This is a genomic window from Pseudarthrobacter sp. MOO14, assembly GCF_058267675.1.
Genome location: NZ_CM177849.1, coordinates 3,919,217 through 3,934,332, shown reverse-complemented (window position 1 = coordinate 3,934,332; position 15,116 = coordinate 3,919,217). Strand labels below are relative to the sequence as shown.

The window sequence follows — 15,116 nt, the reverse complement described above, 5'->3', positions numbered from 1 at the left end:
GCGGCGCGGGGTCGCTCAACGGCTGCGATGCTGCGGCAAACGGCACCCGCCGCTACGCTGGGCACCATGCCGGACTCCCCCCTCCTGACCGCCGCGGCAGTGGCGCTGATCGCCATGGCCATTGCCGTCGTCGTCGGCGTGGGCCTGAAGGTGCTCCGTTCTTTCAGGGAGCTGGGCACGGACGCCGAGCGGGCCACCTACCGCACGCTGCACGCCGCCTCCCAGGCAGGCCAGCACCTGCGCCGAGGGCTGAACCCGTCAGGAGCCGCGAAGGCCGCCCGCCAGCTTCGTTGCCTGCTGGGCTGCGACGCATTGGCCATAACCGACACGTCCGGCGTCCTGGCCTGGGATGGCGGCGCTGAGGAAATCCGGGCGCGGCTGATGCAGCTCGCCGCCGGCGCCATGGAATCAGGCCGGGCGGCCGTGCTTCCTGCAGGCGCGGAGGGAACCGGCGGGCCTCTGGCCGCAGTTATCGCCCCGGTGCGGGCCGGCACCCGCGTGGTGGGCGCGGTGGCGGCGTTCGCCCCCACGGCCGGCGCGGGCCTCGTCCGTGCAACGGGGGAAGTGGCCGACTGGGTTGCGGTGCAGGTGGAACTCGCGGAGCTGGACGCATCCCGCACGCTGTTGATGGAGGCGGAAGTGCGGGCGCTGCGGGCGCAGATCAGCCCGCACTTCATCTACAACTCGCTGAACGCCATCGCCTCGTTCATCAACACGGATCCCGAGCGGGCCAGGGAGCTCGTGGTGGAGTTTGCCGACTTCACCCGGTACTCGTTCCGGCGGCACGGCGACTTCACCACCCTTGCAGAGGAACTCCGGTGCATTGACCGCTACCTGCTGCTGGAACGGGCCCGGTTTGGCGAACGCGTCCAGGTCAGCCTGCGCGTAGCCCCCGAGGTCCTCAGCACCGTCATCCCCTTCCTGAGCCTGCAGCCGCTGGTGGAGAATGCCGTCCGGCACGGCCTTGAGGCCAAAGCGGGGCCCGGACACATCACCATCACCGCAGAGGACGCCGGCGCCTTCGCCGAAGTCACCATCGAGGACGACGGCGTGGGGATGGATCCGGAACAGCTCCGGTCCGTGCTGGCAGGCCACACCGACGGGGACCACGTGGGGCTGCGGAACGTGGATGCCCGGCTCCGGCAGGTTTACGGCAACGACCACGGGCTGGTGGTGGAAACGGCGCCGGGCGAGGGAACCCTGATCACCATGCGCGTACCCAAGTCCCAGCCCGGACATGACGCGTGAGGCGGCTCCCGCTGCTGGAAGTACCCTAGGAGCATGATTAACGTCCTCGTCGTTGATGATGAGCTGCCCGCCGTTGAGGAACTGGCTTTCCTGCTGGGCAGGGATGAGCGCATCGGCAAGGTGCTGCGGGCAACGTCCGGCGCGGAAGCCCTCGCAGCCCTGGCGGGCGGCGGCATCGACGCCGTGTTCCTGGACATTCACATGCCCGCCGTGTCCGGCCTGGACATCGCCGGCTTCATCGCCCGGAGCAGCAATCCCCCGGCGGTTGTGTTCGTTACCGCCGACGAGGACCATGCCCTGGCAGCGTTTGAACTGGCCGCCGTCGACTACCTGCTCAAGCCCGTCCGCACCGAACGCCTGGCGCGCTCTGTGGGCCGGATCAGTGAACTGCGCGACGGCGGCAGCGCGCCGGAGATGATCACGGTGGACCAGGGCGGGACCACCAGGATGATCCGGCGGGACGACGTCACGTATGTCCAGGCGCAGGGCGACTATGCCCGCCTGCACACCGCCGACGCCAGCTACCTGATCCGGGTGCCCCTGGCCGACCTGGAACAACAGTGGGCGGATGCGGGATTCATCCGGACGCACCGCTCCTACCTGGTGGCGCTGAAGCACGTGTCCTCCATGAAGCTGGCGGCCGACGGGCCCCGCGTGACCGTGGCCGGGGCCGGGCTGCCCATCAGCCGGCGCCACCTGCCCACGGTGCGGGAGAAGCTGGAAGCAACCCGGATCAGGCCGCACGCATGACCAGGGTCCGGGTTACCGCCCCGCACGCCTCCCCCGGCGGCCCCGGCCGCGGCGGACCGCGCCCGCTGGAATCACGCGAAGCCGCCCAGGACACCGAGGTTGGCCAGGTATTCGTGCGTTCCCTGATCCGCTCGCAGCTGCGGCTGGCACTGGTTGTCGCCGGCGGCTTCCTGCTCATCCTGGCCGCGTTCCCCCTGGTCCTGGTTGCGGTTCCCGGCCTTGCCGACACCAGGATCGCCGGTATCCCGTTCGACTGGCTCCTGCTGGGCCTCGGCATCTACCCGGTCATCGGCTTGAGCGCGTGGCTGTATGTCAGGAGCGCGGCCCGCAATGAGGCGCGCTACCGCGACCTGGCCGGCGAACAATGAACCCGGCGGCACGGGGCGCCCCGGTGGTGCCGCAGTGAACGCCGGGGTCGCCATCACAGCGGTCGCGGTGGTGTCCCTCGCCACGGCGATCATCGGGTTCTACGGGCTGCGCATCTCGCGCACCACCGGGGATTTCTACGTCGCTTCCCGGACGGTGCGGCCATGGTGGAACGCGTCCGCGATCGGCGGCGAATACCTGTCCGCCGCCAGCTTCCTTGGCGTGGCCGGGCTGATCCTGTTGTCCGGGACCGACGCCCTGTGGTTTCCCGTGGGGTACACGGCGGGCTACCTGATGCTGCTGCTTTTCGTCGCCGCGCCACTGCGCCGGTCCGGGGCGTACACCATCCCGGACTTCACGGAATCCAGGCTGGCGTCGCGGACCGTCCGCAGGGTGACCAGCCTGGTGGTGGTCATGGTCGGCTGGCTGTACATCGTGCCGCAACTCCATGGCGCGGCCCTGGCGATCCGCATCACCACGGGCCTGCCGTCCTGGGTCGGCTCGGTGGCCGTCGTGGTGGTGGTGTGCCTGACCGTGGCAGCCGGCGGCATGCGGTCCATCACGTTCGTGCAGGCATTCCAGTACTGGCTCAAGCTCACGGCGCTGGCCGTGCCCATCCTGTTCATTGTGTTCGTGCTGGCCGGCCAGGGCAGGCAACCGCTGGCCCCGGCCGCCGTCAACCCCACCGGGGCGGCCCCCGCAGGCCCGTACCAGAATATTTCCCTGCTGGTGGCGTTGCTCTTCGGAACGCTGGGGCTGCCGCACGTCCTGGTGCGTTTCTACACCAACCCGGACGGACACACCGCGAGGCGCACCACGCTGATCGTCCTGGGGTTGCTGTCCGTGTTCTACCTGTTTCCCACCGCATACGGCCTGGTGGCGCGGATGTTCGCCCCGGACCTGGCACGTTCGGGCCAGCCGGACGCCATGGTCCTGCGGCTGCCCGGTGAATTCCTGGGCGGCACGGCGGGCAGCCTGCTCTCCGCCCTGGTGGTGGCCGGGGCCTTCGCCGCGTTCCTCTCCACCACCTCGGGACTGGTGGTCTCCCTGGCCGGCGTCATCAGCCAGGACGTCCTGGGCGGAAGCGTCCGCGGCTTCCGGCTCGCCGCCGTCGTATCCGCCGTCGTGCCGCTGGGCTTTGCCTTCATGACCGATTCCCTGGCCCTGGCCGGAAGCGTGGGACTGGTGTTCGCGTTTACTGCCTCGACGGTGTGCCCGGTCCTCCTTCTGGGCATCTGGTGGCGTGGCCTAACGGACACAGGGGCGATCGCCGGCATGGTGACCGGCGGCGTGCTTTGCGGCGGGGCGATGATCGCCGGCTCGCTGGCGCTGGCCGGTTCCGGGCAGACTCCGGCGTGGCTTGCCCAGCCTGCCGCCTGGAGTGTACCCACGGCCTTTGCCGTCATGGTCCTGGTCTCCCGGGCCACGGCGCACCGTATTCCCGCAACGATGCCGCGGACCATGACGCGCCTGCACACCCCGGAAAGGCCGCTGGCAACCGGACGGTGATCGGGTGGACAATAACGCCATGTCCATCGAGGACGGCGGGCCGTCCCGCCGGGAAGGCGCAGTCCCTTCCTCCGTTCGGGCGCAGCTGCTCGCCACGGAACACTGGGGCCTGCTGGCATCCCGGAGCACCGCCCAAAGCGAGGTCCTGACGCGGATCAGCATGTTCCTGACGTTCACTTCCGCGAGCGTTGTCAGTGTTGCCTTGGTGGGCCAGGCGACGGGATTCTCGGAAGCCTTCGTGCTCTTGGCCGTGGTGGTGCTGTTCATCGACACCGCGATTGGGCTGCTGACCCAGCTCCGGGTCATGAACGTGGCCCACGAGGACCTGATGTACGTCACGGCCATGAACCGCCTGCGGGCCGCGTATGTTGACCTCGACCCGGGCGTGGCCCCCTACCTGATGGCGTCATACCATGACGACGAGGCAGGCTCCGTCCAAACGTACTATTTCTTCGGCCACCGAGGCACATTCAGCCACGTGGCCGGGAGCAGCATGATCTTCATGACGACGGCGAACGCCGCCTTGATTGCCATCTTTGCCGGGCTGCTGGTGTCCCTGGCGGGCGCGGGCATCGCGGCCGCGACGGTGGCGGGAGCTGTGTGCGGTGCCGGGTTCCTGGCAGTGTCCGCCGTGCGCGGCTACCGCAGCTACCGCGAGGTGTGGCGGCGGTTCAGCCCGCTCTCCCCCACCCCTCCGGCCGGGGACTAAGCGGCCTCCCGGGAGCGGTTCGTCAGTCGATGGCCGCCATGAGTTCGACCACCCGGTCCAGGAACGCGTCCACCTGGGATTCTTCGTAGCCGTCGCGGCCCACGGCCGGGCGGAAGACCGCACGCCGGACGCTGTCGACGCTCAGCGGCTTGTCCTGCTCCAGGTAGGCAACGAGTTCGCGGCACAACCGGTCGACGTCGGCCGTGTTGTAGCTTCGGGCTTTCTTCTTGGTGGGCCGGCGGAAGCGCTCGCCGTCCGGCCGGTGCAGCCGTCCGCGGAGGATACCCGAAAGGCTTCCGATTTCACGCAGCCAGGCCTCTTCGCCCCGGGCGGCGATCAGTTCATCGCGCTCGCGGCGGGCGAACGCGTCCTCAAGCCGGTCCAGCGCGGCGTCCACCACAGCGGCGGAGTAGCCTCCCTTGACGGGGTCGAATGAAACGGCCCTGACGTCGGAGCTGTTGACGGGCTCGCTTGCGGACTCGGGGGTTTCCAAGGAGACCCGGGCCCGCTGCAGGAACTGGTCCACCTGCTTGGCGTTGTAGCCGTACTCACTGCGCTGCACGCGCTCAAAGGACGCAGGGATCTGCCGATGAATGTCCAATGCCACTTTGATTCCTTCAATGCTCTTCAGCCTTAGTGCTTCCGCACCAGTTTAAGGTGCCGGGGAAGGTGCAACCCTCCGGCCCCGTTGTGTGTCACGGGCGCCCCGCGTGGGGCCAGTTTCTCGTTGGCTGCCCCGCGCCGGGGGCATCCCTCAGGCGCCGGCCACGAGTCCGTACAGGATGAAGGCCACGGGCGAGGCGAAGACGATGGAGTCCAGCCGGTCCATCACGCCGCCGTGGCCGGGCAGGATGCTGCTCATGTCCTTGACGCCAAGTTCACGCTTGACCATGGACTCGGCCAGGTCCCCGGCGGTGGCGGCGGCCACCGTTCCCACCGCGAGGACCACGCCTACCCACCACGGCTTGTCCAGTACGAAGATGGCGGCCAGAACGCCGATCAGCATGGCGCCCGCTGCCGATCCGGCGAAGCCCTCCCAGGACTTCTTGGGGCTGATCTTGGGGGCCATGGGGTGCTTCCCGATGGACGCTCCCACCAGGTAGCCGAAGGTGTCGTTCGAGACCACCAGCAGCAGCATGACTGCAATTTCCCAGGCGCCGATGGGCGCCAGGCCGCCTGGCCACAGCCCCAGCGGGATGGTTCCGGCCGCGTGCAGCGGCAGGGCCGCGAAGCTGATGAAGAACGGAACCCAACCCAGCGTGAAGACGCCGGCGAAGATGCTGTTGGCCGATCCTGCGGCGCTTTCGATCGACCGCCACAGCAGGACGGCCACGGCGCTGAGCAGGAGGGCGAACAGCTGGCTCTCAATGCCGCCGAAGTAGGCGGCGAACGGCAGGGCCACCGTGCCCGTCATGACCGGCACGATGGGCATCCTGGTTCCGTTGGCCTCCAGCGCACGGTAGATTTCCCAGACGCCGAAGACGGCGAAGGCCGTAACGATCGCTACGAACGCCAGCGGGAGGAACAGCAGGCCGCCCAGCACGCCCAGCAGCATGGCCAGGCCCACCACGACGGCGGCGGGCAGGTTCCGCCCGGCTTTCGGCGTCGGGTTGCTCCTGGGCTGCTTCCCCCGTGTGCGGGCCCGTGAAGCGGGGGCCTGATCTGCCTGGCCCATCAGACTTCGAGCAGCTCTGCTTCCTTGCGCTTGAGCAGTTCGTCGATGCCGTCCACGTGGGCCTTGGTGAGGCTGTCCAGTTCCTTCTCGGCCCGGCTGCCTTCGTCCTCGCCGGCTTCGCCGTCCTTGACCAGGCGGTCCAGCGTTTCCTTGGCCTTGCGCCGGATGTTGCGGATGGAGATCTTCGCGTCCTCGCCCTTGGTCTTGACGATCTTGACGTATTCCTTGCGGCGTTCCTTGGTCAGCTCAGGAATGGTGATCCGGATGACGTTGCCGTCGTTGGACGGATTGGCGCCAACCTCGGAGTCGCTCAAGGCGCGTTCGATGTCCCGGAGGGCGGTCTTGTCGAACGGGGTGATCAGGATGGTGCGGGCGTCCGGGATGGCGAACGAGGCGAGCTGCTGCAGCGGCGTGGGCGACCCGTAGTACTCCACCAGGACCTTGTTGTAGAGGCCGGGGTTGGCGCGGCCGGTGCGGACGGACGCGAAGTCTTCCTTGGCTACCTCTACCGCCTTGTCCATCTTTTCTTCGGCTTCGAGCAAGGTTTCTTCGATCACGGTCTCTCCTGACGGTTCTGGTGCAGTCCGATCGCGCCGGTTGCACTCACGTGGTTCTCTGTTGCTGTCTCCGTCCCCGCCGTCGCAGGCGGGGACGGAACTGTCCTGAAATCATCCTAGCCGGAGCTAGGCGGTGACCAGCGTGCCCAGCTTCTCGCCGAGGATGGCGCGGGTGACGTTGCCTTCACCCTCCATGCCGAAGACGACCATCGAGAGGTCGTTGTCCTTGCACATGGTCATGGCAGTCTGGTCCATGACCCGGATGTCACGGCGCAGCGCATCGTCGTAGCTGAGGGTTTCGAGGCGTTCGGCGCTCGGGTCCTTCTTGGGGTCTGCCGTGTAGACGGCGTCCACTCCGCTCTTGGCCATCAGGACGACGTCGGCGTGGACTTCCAGGGCCCGCTGGGCGGCCACCGTGTCGGTGGAGAAGTAGGGCAGGCCGGCGCCGGCGCCAAAGATGACCACGCGACCCTTTTCCATGTGGCGGATAGCGCGGCGTGGGATGTAGGCCTCGGCCACCTGGCCCATGGTGATGGCGCTCTGGACGCGGGTTTCCACTCCGGCCTGCTCCAGGAAGTCCTGCAGGGCGAGGCAGTTCATGACGGTCCCCAGCATGCCCATGTAGTCGGCGCGTGAGCGGTCCATGCCGCTCTGGGACAACTCTGCGCCGCGGAAGAAGTTGCCGCCACCTACCACGATGGCCACCTCAACCTGCGGGACGGCCGCTGCGATCTGCTTGGCGACGTCGCGGACGGTTTCGGGGTCGACACCCAGTTTCCCGCCGCCGAAGACCTCGCCGGAGAGCTTCAGGAGGACCCGCCGCTTGCTCTTCTCTGAATGCATGTCAGTGTTGACGGCTTCCATGATGCCTTCCCGTTGGTGATTCTGAAAAAAGGGTATCCTGCCGGGTCCCGTGCTCGGAACCGGCCGCGCTTGCCGCTGCGTTTCCAGCGGATTGGGCGCATGCAAAAGGGGCGGCCACCGAAGTGGCCACCCCTTGCAGTTTCGACTAGGAGCCGACGCGGAAACGCGTGAACGCAGTTCCCTTGACACCGGCCTCTTCAAGGATCTGTGCCACGGACTTCTTGGCGTCCTTGGCGAATGCCTGGTCAACCAGGACCTCGCCCTTGTAGAAGCCCGTCACGCGGCCTTCAACGATCTTGGTGAGGGCTGCTTCAGGCTTGCCTTCTGCCTTGGCGGTCTCCTCGGCGATGCGGCGCTCGGACTCAACGAGATCGGCCGGAACGTCCTCACGGGTGAGGTAGTTCGGAGCCATCGCGGCGATGTGGACGGCGACGTCGTGGGCAGCCGTGGCTGCGGCTTCGCCTTCACCGTCAACGGCGAACAGGACGCCGACCTGGGCGGGGAGGTCCTTGGAGGTCTTGTGCAGGTAAGCGTCGACCGTTGCACCCTCGATGCGGGAGATGCGGCGAACCACAACCTTCTCGCCCAGGATGGCACCCTCTTCGACGACGACCTCGGACAGCGGCTTGCCGTCGACATCGGTGGCGAGCAGGGTTTCGAGGTCGGCAGCGCCGGACTCGACGGCGACGGCCAGGACCTTGTCGGCCAGCTGGATGAACTTGTCAGCCTTGGCAACGAAGTCGGTCTCGCAGTTGACCTCGATCATGACGCCGACGCCGTTGCTGACCTTTGCGGCCACCAGGCCTTCGGCGGTGGAGCGGCCTTCACGCTTGGTAGCGCCCTTCAGGCCCTTGATGCGGATGATCTCGATGGCCTTCTCGGCGTCACCGTTGGCTTCGTCAAGAGCCTTCTTGACGTCCATCATGCCGGCGCCGGTGCGCTCGCGCAGGGCCTTGATGTCAGCGGCAGTGTAGTTCGCCATGTGAACCCCTCTGTCTAGAAATGTTTGGTGGTGTACGGACCGACAGGACGGCAGCCCACGGGTGTGGGCTGCCATCCTGTCAGCAGCTCCGGCTGCGGACAGCGCGGAGAATCCGGATTGACGTGTGTTACTTGGCGTCTTCGGCGGGAGCCTCGGCAGCGGGAGCTTCGGCGGCCGGAGCTTCAGCGTTTTCGGCCGGAGCGGCAGCGGCTTCCGCCTTGTTGCCTTCGAGGAGCTCGCGCTCCCACTCGGCGAGGGGCTCTTCCGGAGCGTCGGTGGTGCCGGTGCCGCGGTTGTTGCGGGCGATGAGGCCCTCGGCGACGGCGTCGGCGACAACGCGGGTCAGGAGGTTCACGGAGCGGATGGCGTCGTCGTTGCCCGGGATCGGGAAGTCGACTTCGTCGGGATCGCAGTTGGTGTCCAGGATGGCAACAACCGGGATGTTCAGCTTCTTGGCCTCGTCAACGGCGAGGTGTTCCTTCTTGGTGTCGACAACCCAGAGCACGGACGGCGCCTTGGTCAGGTTGCGGATGCCGCCGAGGTTGGACTCGAGCTTGGTCAGTTCACGCTTGAGGAGCAGGAGCTCCTTCTTGGTGTAGGCGGAACCGGCGACGTCGTCGAAGTCGATCTCTTCGAGTTCCTTCATGCGCTGGATACGCTTGGCGACAGTCTGGAAGTTGGTCAGCATACCGCCGAGCCACCGCTGGTTCACGTAGGGCTGGCCCACGCGGGTTGCCTGCTCTGCGATTGCTTCCTGGGCCTGCTTCTTGGTACCGACGAACAGCACGGTGCCGCCGTGGGCAACAGTGGCCTTGACGAACTCGTAGGCGCGGTCGATGTAGGACAGCGACTGCTGCAGGTCGATGATGTAGATACCGTTGCGCTCGGTGAAGATGAAGCGCTTCATCTTCGGGTTCCAACGGCGGGTCTGGTGTCCAAAGTGGACGCCGCTGTCAAGCAGCTGGCGCATGGTTACGACGGGCATTCCGACGCTCCTTATTTTCCGGCAGGTCATTCATGAGAAACCCCGAAGGCTTCTTACCCTGCCAATAGTTGACGGTTGATCAGCGTGGCCCGGACGGGCCTTGCTCCTGGCATCCTCCGGCCGTCCCATCAGGACCAAAGCCCTGACCGCGGGAAGACCGGTCCTCCAAGGCCAACGCCGTGGCGTTGGGTCCCGGAGGCCCGGATGCGCGTAGTCAGCCGCTGTTCCCCCACACTCCTGAATGAGATGTGCCGACGCAATCCGGACAGGGGAAGGCACCGCGGGGGTGAACCACTGGGACGGGATGCGTTGAGGGCGCAGCAAACTGCTCCATCAAGTGTACTACAGGGACCCCTGCGCGCCGGACCGTCCCGGCAGGGCCCGGGCCGGCATATCCACATAGCCGGACTGCCCCCTTCCGGCCTGCGGAACGCCCGGGCACGCTGGTGCCATGAAACGATCAATCCTCCTGGCAGCAGTGCTGATGCTGCCGGCATCCATGGCATCGGCAGGGCCGCCGTCGGCAGTCGGTCCGGTTTCGGCAGTCGGTCCGGCTGAAGCCGGCGCCTCCGCGACGGCAGGCGGCCCGGTTGAGGCCGGCAGCTCCGCCAGGTCCGGCGCGGCACCACTCCAGCGGGCCGGGGGCACGACGGCGGCTGCCCGGCCTGGTGCCACGGCAGCCTGGCGCTGGCCCCTTGCCCCGAAGCCGCCGGTGCTCCGGTATTTCTCTCCCCCGCCGCTCCCCTGGCTCAGCGGTCACCGCGGCGTCGACCTTGGCGGCGCCGCGCCCGGCGCCGACGTAGTGTCCCCTGCGGCGGGGACGGTGAGTTTCGTCGGAGTCGTGGTGGACCGGCCCGTGATCACCATCGACCACGGCGATGGCCTGCGGAGCAGTTTCGAACCCGTGGACAGCCCGCTGGCCGTTGGGACGCCGGTGGCGGCAGGCGAGGTGGTCGGCACAGTGGTCCCCGGCCACTGCCCCTTGGCGGCGTGCCTGCACTGGGGCGTCAGGGACGGGGAGCAGTATGTCAATCCGCTCCAGTTCGTCCTGGACCTGCGCCCGTCCATCCTGCTCCCACTGGCCGGCGCACCCTGACCGGAACGCGGCCGGGCGGCGGATCAGACGATGGCCGAGATGCCCGTGATGGCCCGGCCCGTGACCAGGGTGTTGATCTCGGCGGTCCCCTCGTAGGAGTAGATGGCCTCTGCGTCGGCGAAGATCTTGGCCATCTCGAAATCGGTCACGATGCCGTTGCCGCCAAGGATGCCTCGACCCAGCGCCACGCTCTCGCGCATGCGCGCGGTGGTGAAGGCCTTGGCCAAGGCGGACTGCTCGTCCTTCGCCACTCCCGCGTCCTCCAATTGCGACAACCGGACCATCATGCCCATGGAGCTGACCGCGTTGCCGAGGATCCGCACCAGCTGGTCCTGGACGAGCTGGAAGGAGGCCAGCGGCCGGCCGAACTGCTGACGTTCCACTGCGTAGCGCCGGGCAACGTCGAACGCTGCCAACTGGAGTCCCACGGCCTGCCAGGCAACGGCCAGGCGGGTGACCTTCAGGACTTTGTTGACGTCGCGGAAGCTGTTGGCGTTCGCGAGCTTGAAGTCTCCGGGAACGGCAACGTTATCCAGGACAATGTCGGCGTTCTGGACGGTGCGCAGGGATATCTTGTTTTCGATCTTTGTGGCGCTGAAGCCGGCCAACGAAGTGTCCACCATGAAGCCCTTGACCTGGTTGTCCGCCTCATCCCGGGCGTACACCACCACCCAGTCCGAGAAGGTGGCGTTGCCGATCCAGCGCTTGGCCCCGTTCAGGATCCACCGGTCACCGTCTTTGCGTGCGGTGGTGCGGGTTCCGCCGGCAACGTCGCTGCCGCCCAGCGGTTCGGTCAGGCCGAAGGCGCCGATCTTCTTCAATGCATAAATATCCGGCAGCCACTCGGCCTGCTGTTCCGGGGACGCCAGCAGTTCGATGGACCCGGTGAACAGCCCGTCATGCACCCCCAGGAAGGTGGCGATGGAGGCGTCGGCCCGGGTGGCCTCGGCATGCAGCATTCCTGCGAAGAGGTTGGAGTAACCCTGCCGCCGGACGGGGCTGACCAGGTCCACATCGGCGAGCTTGGGCACCAGGCCCATCGGGAACTCGGCGCGGTTCCAGCAGTCCACGGCGATCGGCCGGACCTCGCGCGCCAGAAAGTCCCTGACTTCGGCCAGCCGGTCGCGTTCCTTGTCCGAGAGGAGTTGCTCAAAGGCGAAAAAGTCGCCGTCGGCGTAGGGAAGCTCACGGGGATCGGCTGCAGAGGCGGGCATGGGTACCTTCTTTGGTGATCAGCGCTGACCGGGCCGCGGTGGCGGCCAGGATGTTACTGATCAGTAACATACCCGAGGGTGTCCAGTTAACCAAGAACACCCGGCCTTAACCACGAAGACCGCGGCCGACAGGGATTGTCGGCCGCGGTCTTCGTGTGGCGGTAGGGCTACTCGGACTTGAACCGAGGACCTTAGGATTATGAGTCCCGCGCTCTAACCAGCTGAGCTATAGCCCCCAACCACCCCGGGAGCGGGCCTGAAGGCCGCGCTCCGGCAGGGCAGAAACACTCTAGCAAACCCGGGAAAGGGTTCAGACCACTTTGTCCTCGTAGGTGGCACCGCGGTACAGGTCCTCGAAGGTCTGCAGGGTCCCCTGGATACTGTGGGGCTCCACCATCTCCCGGCTGGCCCTGCCCATGGCGCGCCGTTCCTCCTCGGGCAGTTCCAGGACCTGGGTGATCTTCTTGGCGAGATCGTCACTGTCGTTGGGCGTAAACAGGTAGCCGTTTTCGCCGTCGCGCACCAGATGCGGAAGGGCCATGGCGTCGGCAAGGACCACGGGGGTGGAAGCGGACATCGCCTCAAGGGTCACCAGCGACTGCAATTCAGCAGTTCCGGGCATGCAGAAGAGGTCGGCCGCGATGTAGGCCCTTCGCAGTTCCTCGTCGCTGGCAAGCCCCAGGAATTTCACCCGGCCGCCAAGTCCCAGCCGCAGGACCAGGTCCTCGAGGGCGGGCCGTACTTCGCCGCCGCCCACGATCTCCAGGTGCACATTCAGTTCCGGCGGAGTCTTACCGATGGCTTCGATGAGCACGTCAACGTGCTTTTCTTCGGCCAGGCGGCCGGCGAAGAGCACCGTGGGGTGGGCATGCGGCTCAATACGCTCGCCGGGCTTCAGCTCATAGGCGGCGGAGTCGATGCCGTTGGACAGCGGCAGGACTTTGCGCAGGAAGGCGTGCTCATGCATGGCCCTGGCGGCCAGCGGCGTGGGCGTGGTGACGACGTCGGCCTGGCCCATGACCTTGCCCATGTCCTTCCAGGAAACCCGGCCGACGATGTCCTTGAACCACTGCGGGAACGGCAGGAAGGGGTTGAGGTTTTCCGGCATGAAGTGGTTGGTGGCCACTACCCTGATGCCGCGTTTCACGGCCTCATAGAGGACGTGCTCGCCGATCATGTAGTGGCTCTGGATGTGCACCACGTCCGGTTTGACCCGGTCGAAAAGCAGGCTGATTTCCTTCTTGATTTCCCACGGGAAGCAGATGCGGAAGGTCTCGTGGGTGAACGCCCGGTGCGAGCGGAGCCGGTGCACGGTTGCTTCCGCACGGAATTCGGTGAAGCTCTTTCCCTTGCTGTCGCGGGACGCCAGGACATGGACGTTGTGGCCCCGGGCGGTCATGCCCTTGGCCAGCCGGTATCCGAACTGGGCGGCGCCGTTGACGTCCGGCGGGTAGGTGTCCGCCGCGATCAGGATGGTCAGGGGGCGCTGGTCGGCTGGCGTGGTCATGTGGAGTACTCCTGATGGTCACGGTGCGGGCAGCGTGGAACTGACAGCACGGTTGGCCGCCGGCGCAGGTGGCGCACGGCCTCGTGGTTTGCTTGATGTGTGCGGTGACGGGCTACTGGTTCGGTTTGCCGGCGGCCCTGCGCGCGTCCTTCTTGCGCTTGGTGACCTCCGGGTGGTGCCGGGAAAGGGCGATAACCCCAACGATAGCAAGGCACGCCGCCGTTCCCATTGCGATGGCCATGACGGCGTGGACGTCGGGGCGCAGTTCGCCCAGGATGATGATGCCGATGGCGATGCCCACCATGGGGTCGATCACCGTGAGTCCGGCGATCACCAGGTCCGGAGGGCCGGTGGAGTAAGCGCTCTGGACAAACCAGGAGCCCAGGCCGCCGGCAGCGATGATGGCCACCACCGAGTACCACTGCACGTTCAGCAGGAAAAGCCCGTTGGGGTCCAGGAGGTGCTTGCCGATGATCCGGGTCAGGACCGCAACGAAGCCGAACAGGATACCGGCGCCAAGGATGTAGACGAACGCGTTCATGCGGTGCCTGAACGTCACCGCCAGCGTACCGAACAGGCCCACCGCGAGGGCGAGGAGCAGCACGATGGTCAGCTCGTCTGCAAGGCTGACGTGGTGGCTTTCCTGCGTCACGTTCACGGCAAGGAGGACGAAGAGCGCCGATCCCGTGACGCATGCGGCGATGGAGACCGCCGTGGCGCGGTTGATGGTGAGGTCCTGGTCCCGGGCGTTAACCACCGTGGTGATCACCAGGGCAATGGCACCAATGGGCTGGACCACGGTCAGCGGGGCTGATACGAGGGCCACGGCATTCATGGCCATGCCCAGGCACAGCAGCAGGAGCCCGAACATCCAGCGCGGGTTGCGCAGCAGCCGGAGGAAACCGTTGGAGCTCAGCGCGAGCCCGCCGGTATCGGCTTTGACGGCACTCCCCTGGCGCTGGGCACCGAGGGCCAGGCAGAAGGCACCCAGGACCGCCAGCGCGACGGCGAACCACACCATCAGCCGTGACCGCCGTTGTGTTGTTCCGTTTCCCGGCCCTTGCGCAGCATGGCCCAGAAGTAGTTGTAGGCGGCAATCCAGTGGCCCACCAGGCCCAGGACCAGGACCACCCAGGCGGCAGCGAGGAGCAGGCCCGCGGCGACGGTGTCCACCCTGGACAGGAGCAGCAGCGGCGTTCCCAGCAGGAGCAGGCCGGTCCTGACCTTGCCCACAACACTGACGGGGAGGTCGGGATGGCCATGGAAAAGGGAGAGCGTGAGGACCAGCAGAATGGCGTCGGGAATCACCAGCGCGGCGAGGTAGAGCCAGTGCACGACGCCGGCGATCACCAGGGTGACCGCCACGGCAAGCAGGGCCAGCCGGTCAGCAATGGGGTCCAGGACACGGCCGAGTTTGGAAGCTTGGTCGAAACGGCGGGCAATGTAGCCGTCAATCCAGTCCGTACCCGCCATGACCGCCAGGACGGCCACGCCGGCTCCGTATTCCCGCTGGGCCAGGACGAGCCAAATGAAGAGCGGAACCCCCATGAACCGCACCACGGTAAGCAGGTTGGGGATGGTGAACACGCGGTCGTGGTCCACCTGGGGGCGGCCGGGGCGGGCGCCTGCGCCAATGAACCTCACCCGTCCCCCT

Annotated in this window: 16 protein-coding genes and 1 tRNA gene; 6 read left to right on the top strand and 11 right to left on the bottom strand. The window is 66.9% G+C overall.

All coding sequences use genetic code 11. From position 1 onward, the window contains the following. The first annotated feature begins 66 nt into the window (after nt 1-66). Genes AC4EEV_RS18095 through AC4EEV_RS18075 form a run of 5 tightly spaced genes read left to right on the top strand, consistent with a single transcriptional unit; the run spans nt 67 to nt 4,582 of the window. Nucleotides 67-1,248, top strand: coding sequence for a sensor histidine kinase (locus AC4EEV_RS18095; RefSeq protein WP_491329644.1), 1,182 nt, complete (start codon nt 67-69; stop codon nt 1,246-1,248). 33 nt (nt 1,249-1,281) lie between these two features. Beyond that, nucleotides 1,282-1,998 (top strand): LytR/AlgR family response regulator transcription factor, encoded by a 717-nt coding sequence (locus AC4EEV_RS18090; protein WP_018763437.1) that lies wholly within the window; start codon nt 1,282-1,284, stop codon nt 1,996-1,998. Further along, entirely contained in the window at nt 1,995-2,366 is a 372-nt protein-coding gene (locus AC4EEV_RS18085) for a DUF485 domain-containing protein (protein ID WP_133832624.1), read from the top strand. The genes AC4EEV_RS18090 and AC4EEV_RS18085 overlap by 4 nt, the downstream gene beginning before the upstream one ends. Nucleotides 2,367-2,400: 34 nt before the next feature. After that, nucleotides 2,401-3,873 (top strand): sodium/solute symporter, encoded by a 1,473-nt coding sequence (locus tag AC4EEV_RS18080; RefSeq protein ID WP_491330909.1) that lies wholly within the window; start codon nt 2,401-2,403, stop codon nt 3,871-3,873. A gap of 19 nt (nt 3,874-3,892) precedes the next feature. Next, nucleotides 3,893-4,582: a hypothetical protein gene (locus AC4EEV_RS18075; protein WP_043424430.1), complete on the top strand. Its 690-nt coding sequence runs from the start codon at nt 3,893-3,895 to the stop codon at nt 4,580-4,582. A gap of 22 nt (nt 4,583-4,604) precedes the next feature. Here the strand turns inward: AC4EEV_RS18075 and AC4EEV_RS18070 are convergent, their stop codons facing one another. The 6 genes from AC4EEV_RS18070 to rpsB form a co-directional block, all read right to left on the bottom strand. Then, nucleotides 4,605-5,189: a DivIVA domain-containing protein gene (locus AC4EEV_RS18070; RefSeq protein ID WP_491329643.1), complete on the bottom strand. Its 585-nt coding sequence runs from the start codon at nt 5,187-5,189 to the stop codon at nt 4,605-4,607. A 147-nt stretch (nt 5,190-5,336) separates the two neighbouring features. Next, the gene (locus AC4EEV_RS18065) at nt 5,337-6,257 is read right to left on the bottom strand and encodes a phosphatidate cytidylyltransferase (protein ID WP_018763432.1); all 921 of its coding nucleotides are present in this window, start codon (nt 6,255-6,257) and stop codon (nt 5,337-5,339) included. Further along, entirely contained in the window at nt 6,257-6,814 is a 558-nt protein-coding gene (gene frr / locus AC4EEV_RS18060; protein ID WP_018763431.1) for a ribosome recycling factor, read from the bottom strand. Before frr ends, AC4EEV_RS18065 begins: the two co-directional genes overlap by 1 nt. Nucleotides 6,815-6,940: 126 nt before the next feature. Further along, nucleotides 6,941-7,678, bottom strand: coding sequence for a UMP kinase (pyrH, locus tag AC4EEV_RS18055; protein WP_018763430.1), 738 nt, complete (start codon nt 7,676-7,678; stop codon nt 6,941-6,943). Nucleotides 7,679-7,823: 145 nt separating this feature from the next. After that, a complete protein-coding gene (tsf, locus tag AC4EEV_RS18050) occupies nt 7,824-8,660 on the bottom strand; it encodes a translation elongation factor Ts (protein ID WP_018763429.1) in 837 nt (278 codons plus the stop codon). 127 nt (nt 8,661-8,787) lie between these two features. Then, entirely contained in the window at nt 8,788-9,645 is an 858-nt protein-coding gene (rpsB, locus tag AC4EEV_RS18045) for a 30S ribosomal protein S2 (RefSeq protein ID WP_491329642.1), read from the bottom strand. A 451-nt stretch (nt 9,646-10,096) separates the two neighbouring features. Here rpsB and AC4EEV_RS18040 point away from each other — a divergent pair, with 451 nt between their 5' ends. After that, the gene (locus AC4EEV_RS18040; RefSeq protein ID WP_491329641.1) at nt 10,097-10,741 is read left to right on the top strand and encodes a M23 family metallopeptidase; all 645 of its coding nucleotides are present in this window, start codon (nt 10,097-10,099) and stop codon (nt 10,739-10,741) included. Between the two features lie 23 nt (nt 10,742-10,764). On the opposite strand, the gene AC4EEV_RS18035 is transcribed toward AC4EEV_RS18040, so the two are convergent. The 5 genes from AC4EEV_RS18035 to AC4EEV_RS18015 all read right to left on the bottom strand — a co-directional run bounded on the left by AC4EEV_RS18035 (nt 10,765) and on the right by AC4EEV_RS18015 (nt 15,106). Next, on the bottom strand, nt 10,765-11,955 hold the full coding sequence (locus AC4EEV_RS18035; protein ID WP_491329640.1) for an acyl-CoA dehydrogenase family protein: 1,191 nt from the start codon (nt 11,953-11,955) through the stop codon (nt 10,765-10,767). A 162-nt stretch (nt 11,956-12,117) separates the two neighbouring features. Next, nucleotides 12,118-12,191: transfer RNA gene (locus AC4EEV_RS18030), tRNA-Ile, on the bottom strand. Nucleotides 12,192-12,265: 74 nt separating this feature from the next. Next, the gene (locus tag AC4EEV_RS18025) at nt 12,266-13,462 is read right to left on the bottom strand and encodes a glycosyltransferase (RefSeq protein ID WP_018763425.1); all 1,197 of its coding nucleotides are present in this window, start codon (nt 13,460-13,462) and stop codon (nt 12,266-12,268) included. A 112-nt stretch (nt 13,463-13,574) separates the two neighbouring features. Continuing rightward, entirely contained in the window at nt 13,575-14,483 is a 909-nt protein-coding gene (locus AC4EEV_RS18020; RefSeq protein ID WP_109044947.1) for a DMT family transporter, read from the bottom strand. Beyond that, the gene (locus tag AC4EEV_RS18015) at nt 14,483-15,106 is read right to left on the bottom strand and encodes a CDP-alcohol phosphatidyltransferase family protein (protein WP_109044948.1); all 624 of its coding nucleotides are present in this window, start codon (nt 15,104-15,106) and stop codon (nt 14,483-14,485) included. The genes AC4EEV_RS18020 and AC4EEV_RS18015 overlap by 1 nt, the downstream gene beginning before the upstream one ends. Nucleotides 15,107-15,116: the final 10 nt, after the last annotated feature.